The sequence below is a fragment of the Kribbella amoyensis genome (assembly GCF_007828865.1).
GTDB classification, from domain to species: domain Bacteria; phylum Actinomycetota; class Actinomycetes; order Propionibacteriales; family Kribbellaceae; genus Kribbella; species Kribbella amoyensis.
The window spans coordinates 5,927,707-5,945,352 of record NZ_VIVK01000001.1; the positions used below are offsets into that span (position 1 = coordinate 5,927,707).

Annotated in this window: 17 protein-coding genes; 8 read left to right on the forward strand and 9 right to left on the reverse strand. The window is 70.2% G+C overall.

Going from position 1 to position 17,646, the window contains the following annotated elements; translation table 11 throughout:
• The first annotated feature begins 21 nt into the window (after window positions 1-21).
• The 7 genes from tal (at window position 22) to FB561_RS27755 (ending at window position 8,174) form a co-directional block, all read left to right on the forward strand.
• Window positions 22-1,134: a transaldolase gene (gene tal / locus FB561_RS27725; RefSeq protein ID WP_145811680.1), complete on the forward strand. Its 1,113-nt coding sequence runs from the start codon at window positions 22-24 to the stop codon at window positions 1,132-1,134.
• The gene (locus FB561_RS27730; RefSeq protein ID WP_145811682.1) at window positions 1,131-2,759 is read left to right on the forward strand and encodes a glucose-6-phosphate isomerase; all 1,629 of its coding nucleotides are present in this window, start codon (window positions 1,131-1,133) and stop codon (window positions 2,757-2,759) included. The genes tal and FB561_RS27730 overlap by 4 nt, the downstream gene beginning before the upstream one ends.
• A complete protein-coding gene (zwf, locus tag FB561_RS27735) occupies window positions 2,756-4,306 on the forward strand; it encodes a glucose-6-phosphate dehydrogenase (RefSeq protein WP_145811684.1) in 1,551 nt (516 codons plus the stop codon). Before FB561_RS27730 ends, zwf begins: the two co-directional genes overlap by 4 nt.
• Window positions 4,303-5,523, forward strand: coding sequence for a glucose-6-phosphate dehydrogenase assembly protein OpcA (locus FB561_RS27740; RefSeq protein WP_145811686.1), 1,221 nt, complete (start codon window positions 4,303-4,305; stop codon window positions 5,521-5,523). The genes zwf and FB561_RS27740 overlap by 4 nt, the downstream gene beginning before the upstream one ends.
• Window positions 5,520-6,272 (forward strand): 6-phosphogluconolactonase, encoded by a 753-nt coding sequence (gene pgl / locus FB561_RS27745; protein ID WP_145811688.1) that lies wholly within the window; start codon window positions 5,520-5,522, stop codon window positions 6,270-6,272. The genes FB561_RS27740 and pgl overlap by 4 nt, the downstream gene beginning before the upstream one ends.
• A gap of 135 nt (window positions 6,273-6,407) precedes the next feature.
• The gene (locus FB561_RS27750; RefSeq protein ID WP_145811690.1) at window positions 6,408-7,313 is read left to right on the forward strand and encodes a hypothetical protein; all 906 of its coding nucleotides are present in this window, start codon (window positions 6,408-6,410) and stop codon (window positions 7,311-7,313) included.
• Between the two features lie 48 nt (window positions 7,314-7,361).
• A complete protein-coding gene (locus tag FB561_RS27755; protein WP_145811692.1) occupies window positions 7,362-8,174 on the forward strand; it encodes an isocitrate lyase/PEP mutase family protein in 813 nt (270 codons plus the stop codon).
• A 63-nt stretch (window positions 8,175-8,237) separates the two neighbouring features.
• Here FB561_RS27755 and FB561_RS27760 read toward each other — a convergent pair whose 3' ends face one another.
• The 9 genes from FB561_RS27760 to uvrC all read right to left on the reverse strand — a co-directional run bounded on the left by FB561_RS27760 (window position 8,238) and on the right by uvrC (window position 17,103).
• Window positions 8,238-8,597, reverse strand: coding sequence for an RNA polymerase-binding protein RbpA (locus tag FB561_RS27760; RefSeq protein WP_133801300.1), 360 nt, complete (start codon window positions 8,595-8,597; stop codon window positions 8,238-8,240).
• Window positions 8,598-8,612: 15 nt separating this feature from the next.
• The gene (secG, locus tag FB561_RS27765) at window positions 8,613-8,846 is read right to left on the reverse strand and encodes a preprotein translocase subunit SecG (RefSeq protein WP_145811694.1); all 234 of its coding nucleotides are present in this window, start codon (window positions 8,844-8,846) and stop codon (window positions 8,613-8,615) included.
• Window positions 8,843-9,652 carry a triose-phosphate isomerase gene (tpiA, locus tag FB561_RS27770; protein ID WP_145811697.1) on the reverse strand — a complete coding sequence of 270 codons (810 nt, stop codon included), beginning with the start codon at window positions 9,650-9,652 and terminating at the stop codon, window positions 8,843-8,845. Before tpiA ends, secG begins: the two co-directional genes overlap by 4 nt.
• 7 nt (window positions 9,653-9,659) lie before the next feature.
• Complete coding sequence (locus tag FB561_RS27775; protein ID WP_145811700.1) at window positions 9,660-10,862, reverse strand: phosphoglycerate kinase; 1,203 nt, start codon at window positions 10,860-10,862, stop codon at window positions 9,660-9,662.
• Window positions 10,863-10,939: 77 nt separating this feature from the next.
• Entirely contained in the window at window positions 10,940-11,944 is a 1,005-nt protein-coding gene (gene gap, locus FB561_RS27780) for a type I glyceraldehyde-3-phosphate dehydrogenase (RefSeq protein WP_145811703.1), read from the reverse strand.
• Window positions 11,945-12,212: 268 nt separating this feature from the next.
• Window positions 12,213-13,196 carry a DNA-binding protein WhiA gene (gene whiA, locus FB561_RS27785; RefSeq protein WP_145811705.1) on the reverse strand — a complete coding sequence of 328 codons (984 nt, stop codon included), beginning with the start codon at window positions 13,194-13,196 and terminating at the stop codon, window positions 12,213-12,215.
• Between the two features lie 79 nt (window positions 13,197-13,275).
• Complete coding sequence (locus tag FB561_RS27790; protein ID WP_145811707.1) at window positions 13,276-14,217, reverse strand: gluconeogenesis factor YvcK family protein; 942 nt, start codon at window positions 14,215-14,217, stop codon at window positions 13,276-13,278.
• Entirely contained in the window at window positions 14,214-15,080 is an 867-nt protein-coding gene (gene rapZ / locus FB561_RS27795; RefSeq protein WP_145811710.1) for an RNase adapter RapZ, read from the reverse strand. The genes FB561_RS27790 and rapZ overlap by 4 nt, the downstream gene beginning before the upstream one ends.
• Before the next feature lie 7 nt (window positions 15,081-15,087).
• A complete protein-coding gene (gene uvrC / locus FB561_RS27800; RefSeq protein WP_145811712.1) occupies window positions 15,088-17,103 on the reverse strand; it encodes an excinuclease ABC subunit UvrC in 2,016 nt (671 codons plus the stop codon).
• Between the two features lie 94 nt (window positions 17,104-17,197).
• Between uvrC and FB561_RS27805 the strand changes: the two genes are divergently transcribed.
• On the forward strand, window positions 17,198-17,626 hold the full coding sequence (locus FB561_RS27805; RefSeq protein ID WP_145811714.1) for a DUF6194 family protein: 429 nt from the start codon (window positions 17,198-17,200) through the stop codon (window positions 17,624-17,626).
• Window positions 17,627-17,646 lie beyond the last annotated feature (20 nt).

Genomic DNA, 17,646 nt, shown 5'->3' on the forward strand with positions numbered 1-17,646 from the left:
AACATTCGGAGGGCTTCGGACATGAACGATCGCTTGAAAGCACTCGCCGACGCCGGCGTCTCCATCTGGCTCGACGACCTGTCCCGGCAGCGGCTCACCAGCGGCAGCCTGGCGGCGTTGATCCAGGAGAAGTACGTCGTCGGTGTCACCACCAACCCGACCATCTTCGCCAAGGCGATCTCGGACGCCGACGCGTACGCCGAGCAGGTCGGCCGGCTGGCCGCCGAGGGGGTCTCCACCGATCTGGCGATCCGGGCGATCACCACCGACGACGTCCGGGAGGCCGCCGACCTGTTCAAGCCGGTGTACGACGACACCGAGGGCGTGGACGGCCGGGTCTCGATCGAGGTCGAGCCCGGCCTGGCCCACGACACCGCCCGGACGATCGAGCAGGCCAAGGAGCTGTGGGACGCGGTCGGCCGGGAGAACGTCTTCGTCAAGATCCCGGCCACCAAGGCGGGGCTGCCGGCCATCACCGAGACGCTCGCGGCCGGGATCAGCGTGAACGTGACGCTGATCTTCTCGCTGGAGCGGTACAAGGCCGTCGCGGCCGCGTTCCTCACCGGCCTGGAGAAGGCGGTGGAGAACGGCCACGACGTGACCAAACTGGCCAGCGTGGCGTCCTTCTTCGTCAGCCGGGTCGACTCCGAGGTGGACAAGCGCCTGGACGCGATCGGCACCGACGCGGCCAAGGCGCTGCGGGGCAAGGCCGCGATCGCCAACGCGCGGCTCGCCTTCGAGGCGTACGAGGAGATCTTCGCGACCGACCGCTGGCGCGAACTGGAGACCGCCGGGGCCAAGCCGCAGCGGCCGCTCTGGGCGTCCACCGGCGCCAAGGACCCGGCGTACAAGGACACCCTGTACGTCGAGGACCTGGTCACCGCGAACGTCGTCAATACGATGCCGCAGGCAACCATCGACGCGTTCGCCGACCACGGTGAGGTGCGCGGTGACACGGTCCGTGGCTCGTACGACGAGGACCGCCAGGTGATCGCCGGGCTGGAGGCGCTGGGCATCTCCTACGACGAGGTGGTCCAGGTCCTCGAGGACGAGGGTGTGAGCAAGTTCGAGGCGTCCTGGTCGGAGCTGCAGGACACCGTCAGCGCGGCACTGAAGAAGGCTGGGAAGAAGTGAGCGAGAAGTTGACCGTCAGCGCCTACGGGGAGGGCTGGCAGCAGGTCGCGGACCGGTTGGCGACCGAGCGGGTCGCCTCCCGGATCGCGGCCAAGGACGCGACCGTCTGGGGTCCGGCGGCCGAGTCCGAGTCGGCCATCCGGCTGAGCTGGGTCGACCTGTACGAGTCGTCCCGGCCGCTGCTGGCCGAGATCGAGGCGCTGCAGGCGGACCTGCGGGCCGAGGGCCTGGACCGGATCGTGCTGGCCGGGATGGGCGGGTCGTCGCTGGCCCCCGAGGTGATCACCCGGACCGCCGGGGTCGAGCTGGTCGTGCTCGACTCGACCGACCCGAGCGTGATCGCGCGGGCGCTGGCGGGTGACCTGCAGCGGACCGTCCTGGTGGTGTCGAGCAAGTCCGGCGGCACGGTGGAGACCGACAGCCAGCGGCGCGCGTTCGTCCAGGCCTTCACCGACGCCGGGATCGACGCGGCGTCGCGGATCGTCGTCGTCACCGACCCGGGCTCGCCGTTCCAGCAGCTCGCCGCGGACGAGGGGTACCGCAAGACCTTCCTGGCCGACCCGCACGTCGGCGGCCGGTACAGCGCGCTCACCGCCTTCGGGCTGGTGCCGTCCGCGCTCGCCGGAGCCGACGTGGCCGAACTGCTGGACCAGGCGGCCGAGGCGGCCCCGGCGCTGCAGGCGGACTCGGCGGACAACCCGGCCCTCGTGCTCGCCGCCGTCCTGGCCGGCAGTGCGGGCCGGGACAAGGCGATCATCGCGGCCGGTGGCTCGGCGATCGTCGGCTTCCCCGACTGGGCCGAGCAGCTCATCGCCGAGAGCACCGGCAAGGACGGCAAGGGTGTCCTGCCGGTCGCCGTCGAGAGCCTGGACGCGCCCGAGCTGCACAGCGGTGCGGGCGACCTCGTCCACGCCCTCCTGGCCGCGGACACCAGCTCCGCGTCGGTCGCGTCCGGGACGCCGACCGTGGTGACCACCGGTTCGCTGGGCGCGCAGTTCCTGCTCTGGGAGACGGCTACCGCCGCCGCGGGGTACCTGCTCGGCATCAACCCGTTCGACCAGCCGGACGTCGAGAGCGCCAAGCAGGCCGCGCGCGGTCTGCTCGACGCGCAGCCCGAGCCCGAGGCGGCCGCGTTCACCGACGGGTCCGTCGAGGTCCGCGGTTCCGAGGGTCTGCTGGACGGCGTCGACAACCTCCAGGGCGCGGTCGAGACGTTGCTGGGCAAGCTCGCCGAGGACGGGTACCTGGCCGTCATGGCGTACCTGGACTCCGAGCGGGACGCGGCGCTGACCGCGGTCCGCCCCGCGCTCGCCGGCCGGACCGGACGCCCGGTCACCTTCGGCTGGGGCCCGCGGTTCCTGCACTCCACCGGCCAGTACCACAAGGGTGGCCACCCGCAGGGCGTGTTCCTGCAGATCACCACGGCCGAGTCGGCCGACGTCGCGATCCCGGATCGCCCGTTCAGCTTCGGCACCCTGATCGCCGCCCAGGCCGCCGGAGACGCCGGAGTGCTCGCCGAGCGCGGCCGCCCGGTACTCCGGTTGCACCTGACCGACCCGGCCGCCGGGGTCGCGCAGTTGCTCTCCCTGTTCGCATCCGACAGCGCGGAGGCTGGCGGCAAATGACCGCTGAACTCGAAGAAGAGCCGACCGGTCCGGAGAACCCGCTCCGGGATCCCCAGGACCGGCGGCTGCCGCGGATCGCCGGGCCGTGCAGCCTGGTGATCTTCGGCGTCACCGGCGACCTGGCCCGCAAGAAGCTGATGCCGGCCGTGTACGACCTGGCGAACCGCGGGCTGTTGCCGCCCGGGTTCGCCCTGGTCGGCTTCGCCCGGCGGGACTACACCAACCAGGACTTCGCCCAGATCGTGCACGACTCGGTCAAGGAGCACGCGCGGACGCCGTTCCGCGAGGAGGTCTGGCAGCAGCTGGCCGAGGGGTTCCGGTTCGTCCCCGGCGACCTGACCGACGACGCGGCGTTCCAGCGGCTGCGGGAGACCGTGGACGAGCTGGACGTCACCCGCGGGACCGGCGGCAACCACGCGTTCTACCTGTCCATCCCGCCGGGCCTGTTCCCCGAGGTGGTCCGGCAGCTGTCCGAGCACGGTCTCACCAAGGAGAACCCGGGCAGCTGGCGGCGGGTGGTGATCGAGAAGCCGTTCGGCCACGACCTGCAGAGCGCCCGCGAACTCAACCGGGTGGTCGAGGAGGTCTTCCCGCCGCAGTCGGTCTTCCGGATCGACCACTACCTGGGCAAGGAGACCGTGCAGAACATGTTGGCGCTGCGGTTCGCCAACTCGATGTTCGAACCGGTCTGGAACAGCCACTACGTCGACCACGTGCAGATCACGATGGCCGAGGACATCGGCATCGGCGGCCGCGCGGGGTACTACGACGGCATCGGTGCGGCCCGGGACGTGATCCAGAACCACCTGCTCCAGCTGCTCGCGCTCACCGCGATGGAGGAGCCGGTCAGCTTCGACGCCTGGTCGCTGCGGCAGGAGAAGAAGAAGGTGCTGGCCGCGGTCAAGCTGCCCGAGCGGCTCGACCTGCACACGGCCCGCGGTCAGTACGCCGCCGGCTGGGCGGGCGGCACCAAGGTGAAGGGGTACCTGCAGGAGGACGGGATCCCGCAGGACTCCGGCACCGAGACGTTCGCCGCGCTGCGCGTGGACGTCGACACCCGGCGCTGGGCCGGAGTGCCGTTCTACCTGCGCACGGGCAAGCGGCTCGGCCGCCGGGTGACCGAGGTCGCGGTGATGTTCAAGCGCGCCCCGCACCTGCCGTTCACCAAGACCGAGACCGAGGAGCTGGGGCAGAACGCCCTGGTGATGCGGATCCAGCCGGACGAGGGCATCACCATGCGGTTCGGCGCGAAGGTGCCGGGCACGGCGATGGAGATCCGGGACGTGAACATGGACTTCGCGTACGGCGGCTCCTTCACCGAGTCGTCGCCGGAGGCGTACGAGCGGCTCATCCTGGACGTGCTGCTCGGCGATCCGCCGTTGTTCCCGCAGCACACCGAGGTCGAGCTGGGCTGGAAGATCCTCGACCCGGTGATCAACTTCTGGGCAGCGCACGGCAAGCCGGAGCAGTACGCCTCCGGTGGCTGGGGCCCGGACTCCGCGCACGAGATGCTCGCCCGTGACGGACGCGCCTGGAGGCGGCCATGATCATCGACCTGACCGACACGACGTCGAGCGAGATCGCGTCGGCGTTGCTGCGGGCCCGCCGGCACGCGGGCTCACCGGCGATGGGCATGGTCGGCACGATCGTGGTGGTCGTCGACGAGGCGTCCCACCACGACGCGATGAAGGCCGCGAACGAAGCCGGCCGGGAGCACCCGTCCCGGGTCCTGGTAGCGATCCTGCGGCCCGGCCGCGGCGCCGCTGGGCTGGACGCCGAGGTCCGCGTCGGCGAGGGCATCCCGGGCGAGGCCGTGCTGCTGCGGCTGCACGGTGAGCTGGCCAAGGTGCCGGAGTCGGTGATCACCCCGCTGCTGCTGCCCGACTCCCCCGTCATCGTCTGGTGGCCGGGCGGCGGGCCGAAGGTGCCGAACGAGGACCCGCTGGGCCACCTCGGCCGGCGCCGGGTGACCGACGCCGCCGCGACCCGCCGCTCCGCGGTGGACTTCAGCGCCCGCGCCGCCGGGTACGAGCCGGGTGACACCGACTTCGGGTGGACCCGGCTGACGCCTTGGCGGGCGTTGCTGGCCGCGGCCCTCGACCAGTACCCGACGAAGGTCACCGGGGCCGAGGTCGTGTCCGCCCGGGGGAACCCGAGTGCCGATCTGCTGGCCGCCTGGCTGCAGTGCCGGCTCGGCGTACCGGTGGAGCAGAAGACGTCGCGTGGTCCCGGGATCACCGCGGCCCGGTTGTTCACGCCGGCCGGGCCGATCGCGCTGACTCGTCCGGACGGGGCCGTGGCGACGTTCAGCGTGCCCGGGCAGCCGGATCGCCCGGTCGCGCTGAAGCGGCGGAACACCTCCGAACTGCTGAGCGAGGAGTTGCGGCGTCTCGATCCCGACGACGTGTACGCACGGACGCTGGCGTGCCTGGTCGAGCGGGAGGCTCTGCCCGCGGACGCGAAGAAGGTGAGCGCGGCGGATCGCCGGTCGACCCAGGGCGCGGCGAAGAAGGCCGCGGCCAGGACGGCGAAGGTCGAGGGCAAGGCCGCGTCGGCCGAGCTCGAGGCCTCGGCGAGCGGCCGGACCCGCGGCGCGAAGAAGAAGGCTCCCGCCGCGAAGAAGACCAGCGCGGCGGCGCGATCGGCGCGGAAGAAGGCAACGCCGGCGACTTCGTCGACCCGCAAGACCGCGACCAAATCGACCGCGAAGAAGGCCACCGCCGCCAAGAAGGGCACGAGCAAGAAGGTGGCGGGGCGGTCGTGACCTCGCCGACGACGCTGGTCCACCGCGACGCCGAGGCCCTGGCCCACGCCGTCGCGGCCCGGCTGCTGACCCGGCTCGCCGACGTGCAGAGCGAGGGCCGGATCCCCCGGCTCGTCCTCACCGGCGGCCGGGTCGCCGCGGTCGTCTACCGGGCCGTGGCGGAGTCCCCGGCGGCCAGCGCGATCGACTGGAGCCGGGTCGAGGTCTGGTGGGGCGACGAGCGCTTCCTGCCCGCAGGCGACCCGGACCGGAACGAGACCCAGAACAGGGACGCCCTGCTCTCCAAGGTCGCCGTGGACCCGGCCCGGGTTCACCCGATGCCGGCCGACACCGGCCAGGGCGCGGAGGCGGCCGCCTCGGCGTACGCCGAGGAACTGGCCGCGGCGATGGGACCGGACGACGTGGACGGGGTGCCGACGTTCGACGTCCTGATGCTCGGGGTCGGGCCGGACGGGCACATGGCGTCCTTGTTCCCCGGGCACGAAGGGCTGCGGGTCGCGGACCGGGCGGCGATCGCCGTGCACGATTCGCCGAAGCCGCCGCCGACCCGGATCTCGCTCACCTTCCCCGCGCTGAACCGCTCGCACGAGGTGTGGTTCGTGGTCTCCGGGGCGGACAAGGCGAAGGCGGTCGGGCTGGCCGTGGGTGGCGCTGATCGGACCGAGATTCCGTCCGCCGGTCCGAAGGGTCTCGACCGGACCCTGTGGCTGCTCGACGAGGCCGCCGCGGCGGAAATCCCGGCCCGCTGAATTCGTTCACTTTTCCATCACCAATGGTGAAGGAAATTCCAGTACACCGAACTGCAACTGTTCCGCCCCTGTTCGTTGCGCACGGCATCGGTAATCTCCTGATTCCCACGACGGCCGACAGACAGGGGCAGTACGGTGTTGAAGAAGATCGTCGCCGGCGCCATCGGCGGTGCGCTGGCCGTGACCGGGCTGGTGCTCGCCGGTGAGTCGAATCCGGTGCACGCGGCAACGCCGATCCTGATGGGCGTCCACGACGACGTCTCCCCCACCGAGCTCGAGCAGCGGTATCCCGGCGTCGAGGCGACCCGGGAGTTCGTCAACGGCGAGCAGGGCACCGGGGTCGACCTGCGGAAGAAGTACGACGCGGTCGCGGCGAAGTCCTGGGACGCCGGGCTGATCCCGTTCGTCAGCATCAAGACCGACCCGGTGAAGACCGGGAACGGCCGCTTCGACCGCCGATTCCGCGAACTCGCGGTCTGGCTGAAAGACAAACCGGACACCTATTTCATCTGGTATCACGAACCCGAGAACAACATGTCCGGGCCGACTTTCGCGAAAGCGTTCAAGCGGGTCCGGGACGTGATGAAAGCCGTGAATCCGGGCGTCAAGGTGGGCTATTCCGCGATGGCGTACCAGTGGGACGACTCGCGCAGCCGGACCAAGGACCCGAAGCCCTGGCGAGTAGCGGCCGACTTCTACGGCGTCGACACCTACAGCGGCGGCAGCCAGCCCGGCACCGCGATCCTGACCGAACACGAGTCGCACCGGCGCTGGTACGACGAGCTGGTCCTCAAGACACCCGGCGCCGCCTCGAAGTGGGGCCTGACCGAGCGCGGGTTCAAGGGCACCAAGAGCGACGGCGCCCGGGCGTCCGACATCGACCGGGAGACCAAGTACCTGAGCGGGCTCACACCGACCTCGAAGGTGACCCGGCCGGCGTTCTACCTGTACTGGAACACGAAGGGCACCGAGGGCGACCCGGACCTGGTGAACGGCCCGAAGGCGCGGGCCGCCGTCGCCCGGATGGTAAAGACCTTCTGATCCGGCGGTTCGGTCTTGGCCGAACTGTTCGGCTGCCAGGATGCGGGGATGAGTACCTTCCGCAGCCTGCACTCCGAGTCCTTCGTCATGCCGAACGCGTGGGACGCCGGCAGCGCGATCGTCCTCGCCGAGGCGGGCTTCCCCGCGATCGCGACCACGAGCGCCGGGATCGCGTTCTCCCGCGGACTCGGTGACCACACCCTGCCGGACGGGGCGCCCGCGCTGTCCCGGGAGGCGATGTTCGAACGCGTCGCCGAGATCACCGCGGCCAGCCCGGTCCCGGTGAACGGCGACCTGGAGGACGGGTACGGCCCGAGCCCCGAGGAGGTCGCGACCACGATCCGGCTGGCCCTCGACGCGGGCCTGGCCGGCGGCAACATCGAGGACTTCGACGGCCGGGCACTGTACGCCGAGGAGCTGGCCGTCGAGCGGATCGCGGCGGCCCGGCAAGCGGGCGGCGAGCACTTCGTCCTGACCGCGCGGATCGACGGCCACCTGCTCCCCCGGCCGACCGGGCTCGCCGACTCGATCCGCCGGGCCAACCGGTACCGCGAAGCTGGGGCTGACTGCCTGTACGTGCCGGGCGTGAACGACCTGGCCGACCTGCGCACCCTGGTCCGCGAGATCGACGGCCCGCTCAACGTCGTCCTGGGTCTGGGCGCGTCCAGCCTGACCGTGCCGGACGTCTTCGACGCCGGAGTCACCCGGATCAGCCTCGGTGGCAGCATCGCCCGGGCCGCCCTCGGTCTGGTCCGGCAGGCGGCGCAGGAGCTCCTCACCACCGGCACGCTGGGGTTCGCCGAGCGGCAGATCCCGCAGGCCGAGCTCAACCAGCTGTTCGCGCGGTACCGCCCCTCCTGACGGGTCGCGGGCAACACAAAAGCCCGGGCGGTCCTGGTGACTGCCCGGGCCCTGCGTCGCTGTCTAGAAGATGATCTCGCCGTTGGCGCGCCGCGTCCGGAGCCGTTCCAGGGCCTCTTCGAGGATCTGGGCGGCCTCCTGCTCGCTGCGGCGCTCCTTCACGTACGCGAGGTGCGTCTTGTAGGGCTCGATCTTCGGCGGCGGGGGTGGGTTGTTCACATCGGTACTGGTCGGCAGACCGCACCGCGGACAGTCCCACGCCTCCGGGATGTCGGCCTCGACCGCGAACACCGTCGCGGTCTCGTGCCCGTTGGCGCAGAAGAACACGATGCGCTGCCGAGGCGCGGACTCGCCGCGCTCCGCCTCGCCCATCGGTCCGGCGCCGACCCGGCTGCCACGAATCGCACCACCACTACCAGCCACGGGAGCTACTCCCCCTCAGCCGAGCTTGTACAGCAGGCCGAGGGCGACGATCGCCGCGAACCAGATCAGACCGACACCGATCGTGATCCGGTCCAGGTTCCGCTCGGCGACCGACGAACCGCCCAGGCTGGACGACACACCGCCACCGAACAGGTCCGACAGACCACCGCCGCGGCCTTTGTGCAGCAGTACGAGCAGCGTGAGGATCAGGCTGCAGATGACGACGACGATCGAGAAAGCGAGAATCACGAGGAGTAGCCTAACTGAAGGTCCAGGTAACGGCAGATGCCGGCGAACTCGTCCACCTTCAGGCTAGCTCCACCCACCAGGCAGCCGTCCACGTCCGGCTGGGCCATGATGCCACCTGCGCTGCTCATCTTCACCGATCCACCGTAAAGAATCCGTACCGAGTCGGCGACGGCGGGTGAAACCGTCTCCTCCAGCCGGCTCCGGATCGCGGCGCAGACCTCCTGCGCGTCCTCCGGGGTCGCCACCTCGCCGGTACCGATCGCCCAGACCGGCTCGTAGGCGATGACCAGCTTGCGGATCTCCTCCGGCTTCAGCCCGGCCAGCGCACCGTCGATCTGCTGGACGCAGTGGTCGACGTGCTCGCCGGCCTTGCGGACCTCCAGGCCCTCGCCGACGCAGACGATCGGGGTCAGTCCGGCCGCCAGCGCCTTGACGATCTTCTTGTTGACCAGCGCGTCGTCCTCGCCGTGGTACTGCCGGCGCTCGGAGTGACCGACCAGCACGTAGCTGCAGCCGAGCTTGTTCAGCATGCTCGCCGAGATCTCGCCGGTGTAGGCGCCGGCATCGTGCTCGGACACGTCCTGCGCGCCGTACACGATCTTCATCCGGTCACCGTCGACCAGCGTCTGCACGCTGCGGATGTCGGTGAACGGCGGAAGCACCGCCACCTCGACCCGCTCGAAGTCGTGCTTCTTGTCCTGCAGCGTCCAGCTCAGCTTCTGCAGCAGATGCACGGCCTCGACGTGATTGAGGTTCATCTTCCAGTTGCCCGCCATCAACGGCGTTCGGGCAGCGTTATCAGCCATCAGGTGTTCAGTCCTCTTCCAGCACGGCGAGACCCGGGAGCTCCTTGCCCTCCAGGTATTCGAGCGACGCCCCACCACCGGTGGAGATGTGCCCGAACTGGTCGTCGGCGAAGCCCAGCTGCCGGACGGCGGCCGCGGAGTCGCCGCCACCGACGACGCTCAGGCCGTCCACCTCGGTCAACGCCTGCGCGACGGCCTTGGTTCCACCAGCGAACGCCGCCATCTCGAACACGCCCATCGGGCCGTTCCAGAAGACGGTCCTGGCGGCGGCGACCTCGGCCGCGAACGACTTGCCCGACTCGGGGCCGATGTCCAGACCGAGCTGGTCGGCGGGGATCGCGTCGGCGCCGACGACGGTGGCCGGGGCGTCGGCCTTGAACTCGGGCGCGACCACGATGTCGGTCGGCAGCACGATCTCGACGCCCTTGGCCTGCGCGGCCTCCAGGTACCCCTTGACCGTGTCCAGCTGGTCGTCCTCGAGCAGGCTCTTGCCGACCTCGTGGCCCTGCGCCTTGAGGAAGGTGAAGACCATGCCGCCGCCGATCAGCAGCTTGTCGGCCTTGGCCAGCAGGTTGTCGATCACGGCCAGCTTGTCCGAGACCTTCGCGCCGCCGAGCACCACGACGTACGGGCGCTCCGGCGACTCGGTGAGCTTCTTCAGCACCTCGACCTCGGCCAGCACCAGGCCGCCGGCCGCGTGCGGCAGCCGCTTCGCGACGTCGTACACGCTGGCCTGCTTGCGGTGCACGACCCCGAAGCCGTCGCTGACGAACACGTCGGCCAGACCGGCCAGCTCGTCGGCCAGGGCGCCGCGCTCGGCCTCGTCCTTGCTCTCCTCGCGGGCGTCGTAGCGCACGTTCTCGAGCAGCAGGACCTCGCCCTCGTCGAGCTCCTGGACGGCCTCCTGGGCGCTGTCACCGGTGACGTCGGTGGCGAACCGGACCGTGATGCCCTCGGGCTGCAGCAGCTCACCGAGCCGCTTTGCCACCGGGGCGAGGGTGAACTCCGGGTTCGGCTTACCCTTGGGCCGGCCGAGGTGCGCGGTGACGATCACCTTGGCGCCGGCCTTGGCCAGCCGGACCAGGGTCGGCACCGACGCGCGGATCCGGCCGTCGTCGCCGATCTTGTCGCCGTCGATGGGCACGTTCAGGTCGGAGCGCACCAGCACCCGCAGCCCCGCCACGTCGCCCAGATTGTCGATGGTCTTCACAGTTCAGCTTCCTCGCGATGAACGCGCTTGCGCCCGAAGAAGCACCAGGCTCTCCGGACGCAAGCTGTGGGGAATCGTCAGAGCGACGCGCCGACGTGGTTGACCAGGTCGACGAGGCGGTTCGAGTAGCCCCACTCGTTGTCGTACCAGCCGACGACCTTGACCTGGCTGCCGAGCACCTTGGTCAGGCCCGCGTCGAAGATGCAGGAGGCCGGGTCGGTGACGATGTCGGTGGAGACGATCTCGTCCTCGGTGTACCGCAGGAAGCCCTTCAGCGGGCCCTCGGCCGCGGCCTTGACGACGGCGTTGACCTCCTCGACCGAGGTCTCCCGGCCGACGTTCACGGTCAGGTCGGTGGCCGAGCCGGTCGGGGTCGGAACCCGCAGGGCGTACCCGTCGAGCTTGCCCTTGAGGTCCGGCAGGACCAGGCCGATCGCCTTGGCGGCGCCGGTGGAGGTCGGCACGATGTTCAGCGCGGCGGCGCGGGCGCGGCGCAGGTCCTTGTGCGGCGCGTCCTGCAGGTTCTGGTCCTGGGTGTACGCGTGGATCGTGGTCATCAGACCCTGCTCGATCGTGAACGCGTCGTGGATCGCCTTGGCCATCGGGGCCAGGCAGTTCGTGGTGCAGGACGCGTTCGAGATCACGGTGTGCTTCTCGGCGTCGTACAGGTCGTGGTTCACGCCCATCACGACGGTCAGGTCCTCGTTCTTCGCCGGGGCGGAGATGATGACCTTCTTGGCGCCGTTGTCGGCGTGCGTCTTGGCCTTGGTGGCGTCGGTGAAGAAGCCGGTGGACTCGATCACCACGTCGGCGCCCACATCAGACCACTTCAGGTTGGCCGGGTCGCGCTCGGCGAACGCCTTGATGCTGTGCCCGGCGACGGTGATGTCGTCCTCGGTCGCGGTGACGTCGCCCGGGAAACGGCCCAGGATCGAGTCGTACTTCAGCAGGTGGGCCAGGGTCTGGTTGTCGGTCAAGTCATTGACGGCGACGACCTCGATGTCGGCACCGGACGCCTGCACGGCGCGGAAGAAGTTACGGCCGATCCGGCCGAAGCCGTTGATACCTACGCGAACGGTCACGGGACTGCGTCTCCTCAAAAATAGCTTTCGAGCACTGCCGCTTCAGTGCAGACACTAGCTCAACAGCCCACTTGATCCACTGGTACCGTCCACATCAGACCAGCCGGAGGCCCGGGAAGGCCAGCCAGCAGACCACCCCGACGCGGCACGGCCCCGGGGAAGCCCCAGGGCCGTGAGTTGAATACCAGTTGTGCGGCTGGTGAAGTCGGCACTCCACCGCCCGCATCGCATTCCGTACGCCCGGCACCCCAGGCGACCGTGGGAACGGTCAGGCCGGGTCGAGCATGTCCGGGGTCAGGTTGGCTTCGGTGTTAGGGATGTTGAGGTCGGAGGCGCGCTTGTCGGCCATCGCCAGCAGGCGGCGGATCCGGCCGGCCACCGCGTCCTTGGTGAGGGCCGGCTCGTGCAACTGGCCGAGCTCCTCGAGGCTGGCCTGCTTGTGCTCCAGGCGGAGCTTGCCGGCCACCTGCAGGTGGTCCGGGACGTCGTCGCCGAGGATCTCCAGCGCGCGCTCCACCCGGGCGCCCGCGGCGACCGCCGCCCGGGCGGACCGGCGCAGGTTGGCGTCGTCGAAGTTGGCCAGCCGGTTCGCCGTCGCGCGCACCTCGCGACGCATCCGGCGCTCCTCCCAGGCCAGCACGGACTCGTGCGCGCCCAGCCGGGTGAGCAGCGCGCCGATCGCGTCACCGTCGCGGATCACCACGCGGTCGACGTTCCGTACCTCGCGCGCCTTCGAACCGATGCCGAGCCGCCGAGCCGCACCGACCAGGGCCAGCGCCGCCTCCGGACCAGGGCAGGTCACCTCGAGCGACGAGGACCGGCCAGGCTCGGTCAGCGAACCGTGCGCCAGGAACGCACCCCGCCACGCGGCCACCGCGTCACAGGACGCGCCCGACACCACCGCCGGCGGGAGACCACGGACCGGGCGACCACGGTTGTCGACCAGACCGGTCTGCCGAGCCAGCGCGTCGCCGTCGCGGACCACGCGGACCACGTACTTGGTCTGCTTGCGGATCCCGGACGGCGAGATGACCACGACCTCGGACGGGTGCCCGAAGATCTCGGCGATGTCCTTGCGCAACCGGCGGGCGGCCCGGGCACTGTCCAGCTCGGCCTCCACCACGATCCGGCCGGACACCAGGTGCAGGCCGCCCGCGAACCGCAGGACCGACGAGACCTCGGCCTTCCGGCAGCAGGGTTTGGTGACCTGGATGCTGGTCAGCTCGGACTTCACCTGTGCTGTCATCGCCATGCAGAAATCCTCCCACCGCTGTCAAAGACCCTCGTCCACCATCGAACCAACTCCCGCCGGCCGCCGGCGGTTACGGTGACTAACCGAAGACCTCGCGATACACCTTGGCCAGCTTGGCCGGATCGTGGTGCAGCTGGCGCTCGTCGTCGGCGATGTCGGCCACCACCAACTCGGCGCCCAGCGAGTCCGCGGTCCGCCGGAGCGAGGCCGGATCCGGGACGTGGCCCTCGTCCGCGAGAACGACGTCGATCCGTAGCTCCGGGGCGTGCGCGGCGAGCACCTCGAGATGCGTCTCGGGCGAGAAGCCGTCGGTCTCGCCCTTCTGCTCGCCGAGGTTCAACGTGAGCAGCCGGCGGGCCGTGGTCTCCTGCAGTCCGCGGGACAACGCGGGGACCAGCAGGTTCGGGATCACCGAGGTGAACCAGGACCCGGGACCCACGACGACCCAGTCGGCCTCCGCGACCGCGACCAGCGCCTCCGGGCAGGCGGGCGGGTCGGCCGGATCGAGCGCGACGTCGACCACCTGGCCCTCCGTCGTCGCCACCTCGGCCTGGCCGCGGATCTCGGTGACCGCCTCCGGATGCACGGGATCCAGGCCGATCACGCGCGCCGTGATGTCGAGCGGTACGGCCGACATCGGCAGCACACGTCCTTGGGCGCCGAGCAGCCGGGCCACCCAGTCGAGACCGTCGACGGCCTCGCCCAGCAGCTCCCAGAGCGCGACGATCAGCAGATTCCCGACCGCGTGGTCGTGCAACTCGCCGTCACTGCGGAACCGGTGTTGCAGGACGTCGGCCCACGTCCGTCCCCACTCGTCGTCGCGGCACAACGCGGCCAGCGCCATCCGCAGATCGCCCGGCGGCAGGACGCCCAGCTCACGCCGGAGGCGTCCCGACGATCCGCCGTTGTCCGCGACCGTGACCACCGCGGTCAGCTGGTCCGTGACCTGCCGGAGGGCGGACAGGGAGGCGGCGAGGCCGTGCCCTCCGCCCAGTGCGACGACGCGTGGGGCTCGCGTCACTCCCGCCCCAGATCCCTGTGCACGACCAAGGTCGGTGACCCCTTCTCCCGCAGCCGCTTCGCGATCTCCTCGGCCATCGCGACGCTCCGGTGCTTCCCACCGGTGCAGCCGATCGCGACCGTGACGAACCGCTTGCCTTCGTTCAGGTAGCCGGTCCGCAGGGTGTCCAGCACGTCCACGTAGTTCTGCAGGAACTGCTGGGCCAGCGGATGGCCGAGGACGAAGTCTGACACAGGTTTGTCCTGGCCGGTCATCGGGCGCAGGTCGGGCTGCCAGTACGGGTTCGGGACGAACCGCATGTCGGCCACCACGTCGGCGTCCACCGGGATGCCGTACTTGAACCCGAACGACACCACGGTCGCGCGCAGCTCGACGTTCTCCTCGTCGCCGAAGGCGTTCACGATCTTCGCGGCGAGCTGGTGGATGTTCAGGTTCGAGGTGTCGATCACCAGGTCGGCGCCGGCCCGGATGTCGCCGAGCAGTTCGCGTTCGCGCTGGATCCCGGTCAGCAGCCGGCCCTCGCCCTGCAACGGGTGCGGCCGGCGGACCGACTCCTGCCGGCGCACGATCACGTCGTCGGACGCCTCCAGGAACAGCGTCAACGGCCGGTACCCCTTGGTGCGCAGGTCCTGGATCGCGGACCCGAGCTCGTCGAAGAACATCCCGGTCCGCACGTCGACGACGACCGCGAGCCGGGGTGAGGCACCGGTCCCGACGACCTGTTCGACGATCGTGGTGAGGAACATCGGCGGCAGGTTGTCCACGACGAACCAGCCCAGGTCCTCGAGCACGTCCGCGACCGAGCTCCGGCCCGCGCCCGACATCCCGGACACGATGATGAGATTGCCGCTCGACTCGTCCATCAGCAGTTCAGTTCTCCCCGTCAGGCGGCCCGGCAGGCTCCGGGCCGTCGTCGTCCAGTATCTCGCCCGTGGCCATGTTGATCGCCGGGGCCCGGCCCGTGTCGGCCTTCGTTGCGGCAGCGTTCACCGCGAGGACCACCGACTCCGCGGTCCGCCGCCCGAACCCGGGCAGCGCGGCCACCTCGTCGAGCGTCGCCTGCCGCAGCTTCTTCAGCGAACCGAAGTGCCGCAGCAGCGTCTTGCGCCGGACCTCGCCGAGACCTGGTACCTCGTCGAGCACGCTCTCCACCATCGACCGGGAGCGCCGGTTCCGGTGGTGGGTGATGGCGAACCGGTGCGCCTCGTCGCGCAGCCGCTGCAGCAGGTACAGCCCTTCGGAGGTCCGGGAGAAGATCACCGGGTCCTCGTCGTCGGGCAGCCAGACCTCCTCCAGCCGCTTGGCCAGCCCGCAGACCGGGATGTCGCCGAGGCCGAGTTCGTCCATCGCCTGCCGCGCGGCCGCCACCTGCGGCGGACCGCCGTCGACGACGACCAGGCCCGGGGCGTACGAGAACTTCTTCGCCCGGCCGGTCTCCGGGTCCACCAGGTTCGCCGTCGGGTCCTCGTCGTCGCTCAGCGTGGACCGCTCGTCCAGCATCCGCTTGAACCGCCGGGTCAGCACCTCGGCGATCGAGGCCACGTCGTTCTGCCCGTCGACACCGCGGATGACGAACCGCCGGTACTCGCTCTTGCGGGGCAGGCCGTCCTCGAACACCACCATCGAGGCGACCACCTCGGTGCCCTGCAGGTTGGAGACGTCGTAGCACTCCAGTCGCAGCGGCGCCTCGGGCAGATCGAGCGCGGTCTGGATCTCCTCCAGCGCCAGGTTGCGCGCGGTCAGATCGCTGGCCCGCTTGGTCTTGTGCATCGTCAGCGTCTGCAGGGCGTTCCGCTCGACGGTCTCCATCAGCGCCTTCTTGTCCCCGCGCTGCGGGACCCGGATCGCCACCTTCGACCCGCGCAGCTCGGTCAGCCACTGGGCCAGCGCCTCCTCGTCGCCGGGCGCCACCGGGACCAGGATCTCCCGCGGGATCGCGTCGCCGGTCTCCCCCGCGTACATCTGCTGCAGGAACCGCGACACCAGGTCCCCCGTACTCGCGGTGCCGTCCGCCTTGTCCGCGATCCAGCCGCGCTGACCGCGGATCCGGCCGCCGCGGACGTAGAAGATCTGCACCGCGACCTCGAGCGGGTCCTCGCTCAGCGCGATCACGTCCGTGTCGGTGCCGTCACCGAGCACCACCGCGTTCTTGGCCAGCGCCTTCTCCAGGGCGGCCAGGTCGTCGCGGATCTTCGCCGCCTTCTCGTACTCCAGCTCGGCCGCGGCCGCCTTCATCTCCTTCTCCAGCCGGCGCACGTACGTCGCGGTCTGGCCGGACAGGAACGCGGCGAAGTCGTCCACGATCTGCCGGTGCTCCTCCTCGCTCACCTGGCCCGTGCACGGCGCCGCGCACTTGCCGATGTAGCCGAGCAGGCAGGGCCGGCCGATCTGGCGGTGCCGGTTGAACACGCCCTTGCTGCACGAGCGCATCGGGAACACCCGCAGCAGCAGGTCCACGGTCTCCCGGATCGCCCAGGCGTGGCTGTACGGCCCGAAGTACTTCACGCCCTTCTTCTTCGGCCCCCGCCCGACCATCACCCGCGGATACTCCTCGTTGAGGGTTATCGCGAGCCAGGGGTACGACTTGTCGTCCCGGTACTTCACGTTGAAGCGCGGGTCGTACTCCTTGATCCAGGAGTACTCGAGCTGCAGCGACTCCACCTCGGTGGACACCACGGTCCAGTCCACCTTGGCGGCGGTGGTGACCATCGACTGCGTCCGCGGGTGCAGGTTGGCCAGATCCTGGAAGTACGACGACAATCTGGCCCGCAGGTTCTTCGCCTTGCCGACGTAGATCACCCGCCCGCCGGCATCGCTGAAGCGGTAGACCCCGGGCGAGTCGGGGATCGAGCCCGGAGCCGGGCGGTACGACGACGGATCAGCCACCCGAACACCCTAGTTCGCCCCGCCGACAAACCCCCGCGGACGGTCCCTCGGTGCGCAAAAGTCTCTACTGCAGCTTCAATGAGACGCTTGAAGCATGACCATCGACGCAGTGATCTCGGCCCTGACCCTCGACGGGGTCCGGGTGCTCGAAGCCAACGGCGACAGCTTCTTCGTCTACGACCCGGCCGGCGATCTCCCGCCGGAACGCCGGCAGCCGTTCGCCACCGTCGTGACCGCCGACAGCTACGACTCCGACTCGGACCTGGACCGCCCGGGCGTCTACCGGCTCAACCTCGGCCTGCCCAAGCCGCTGTACCGATCCCTCTTCCCGGAGCCGCCCGCCGACGTCGACCACACCCGGCTCGACACCGTGATGCCGCACCCCGTCTACGGCCCGCAGTACTGGATCTGCGTGCTGTCGCCGTCTGCCGAGACTCTCGCCGAGCTCCAGCCGTTGATCGACGCGGCGTACGAGTTCGTGGTCCGCAAGCACGCCAACCACCAGGCGCGGCAGGGTTCTTGACCTGGCAGTCGTCGTTGAGC

Coding starts and splice junctions, on each gene's coding strand:
- rapZ (WP_145811710.1), bottom strand. CDS start 15,080: ATGGACGAGTCGAGCGGCAATCTCATCATCGTGTCCGGGATGTCGGGC.
- whiA (WP_145811705.1), bottom strand. CDS start 13,196: ATGGCGATGACAGCACAGGTGAAGTCCGAGCTGACCAGCATCCAGGTC.
- FB561_RS27805 (WP_145811714.1), top strand. CDS start 17,198: ATGACCATCGACGCAGTGATCTCGGCCCTGACCCTCGACGGGGTCCGG.
- FB561_RS27740 (WP_145811686.1), top strand. CDS start 4,303: ATGATCATCGACCTGACCGACACGACGTCGAGCGAGATCGCGTCGGCG.
- zwf (WP_145811684.1), top strand. CDS start 2,756: ATGACCGCTGAACTCGAAGAAGAGCCGACCGGTCCGGAGAACCCGCTC.
- tpiA (WP_145811697.1), bottom strand. CDS start 9,652: ATGGCTGATAACGCTGCCCGAACGCCGTTGATGGCGGGCAACTGGAAG.
- FB561_RS27755 (WP_145811692.1), top strand. CDS start 7,362: ATGAGTACCTTCCGCAGCCTGCACTCCGAGTCCTTCGTCATGCCGAAC.
- tal (WP_145811680.1), top strand. CDS start 22: ATGAACGATCGCTTGAAAGCACTCGCCGACGCCGGCGTCTCCATCTGG.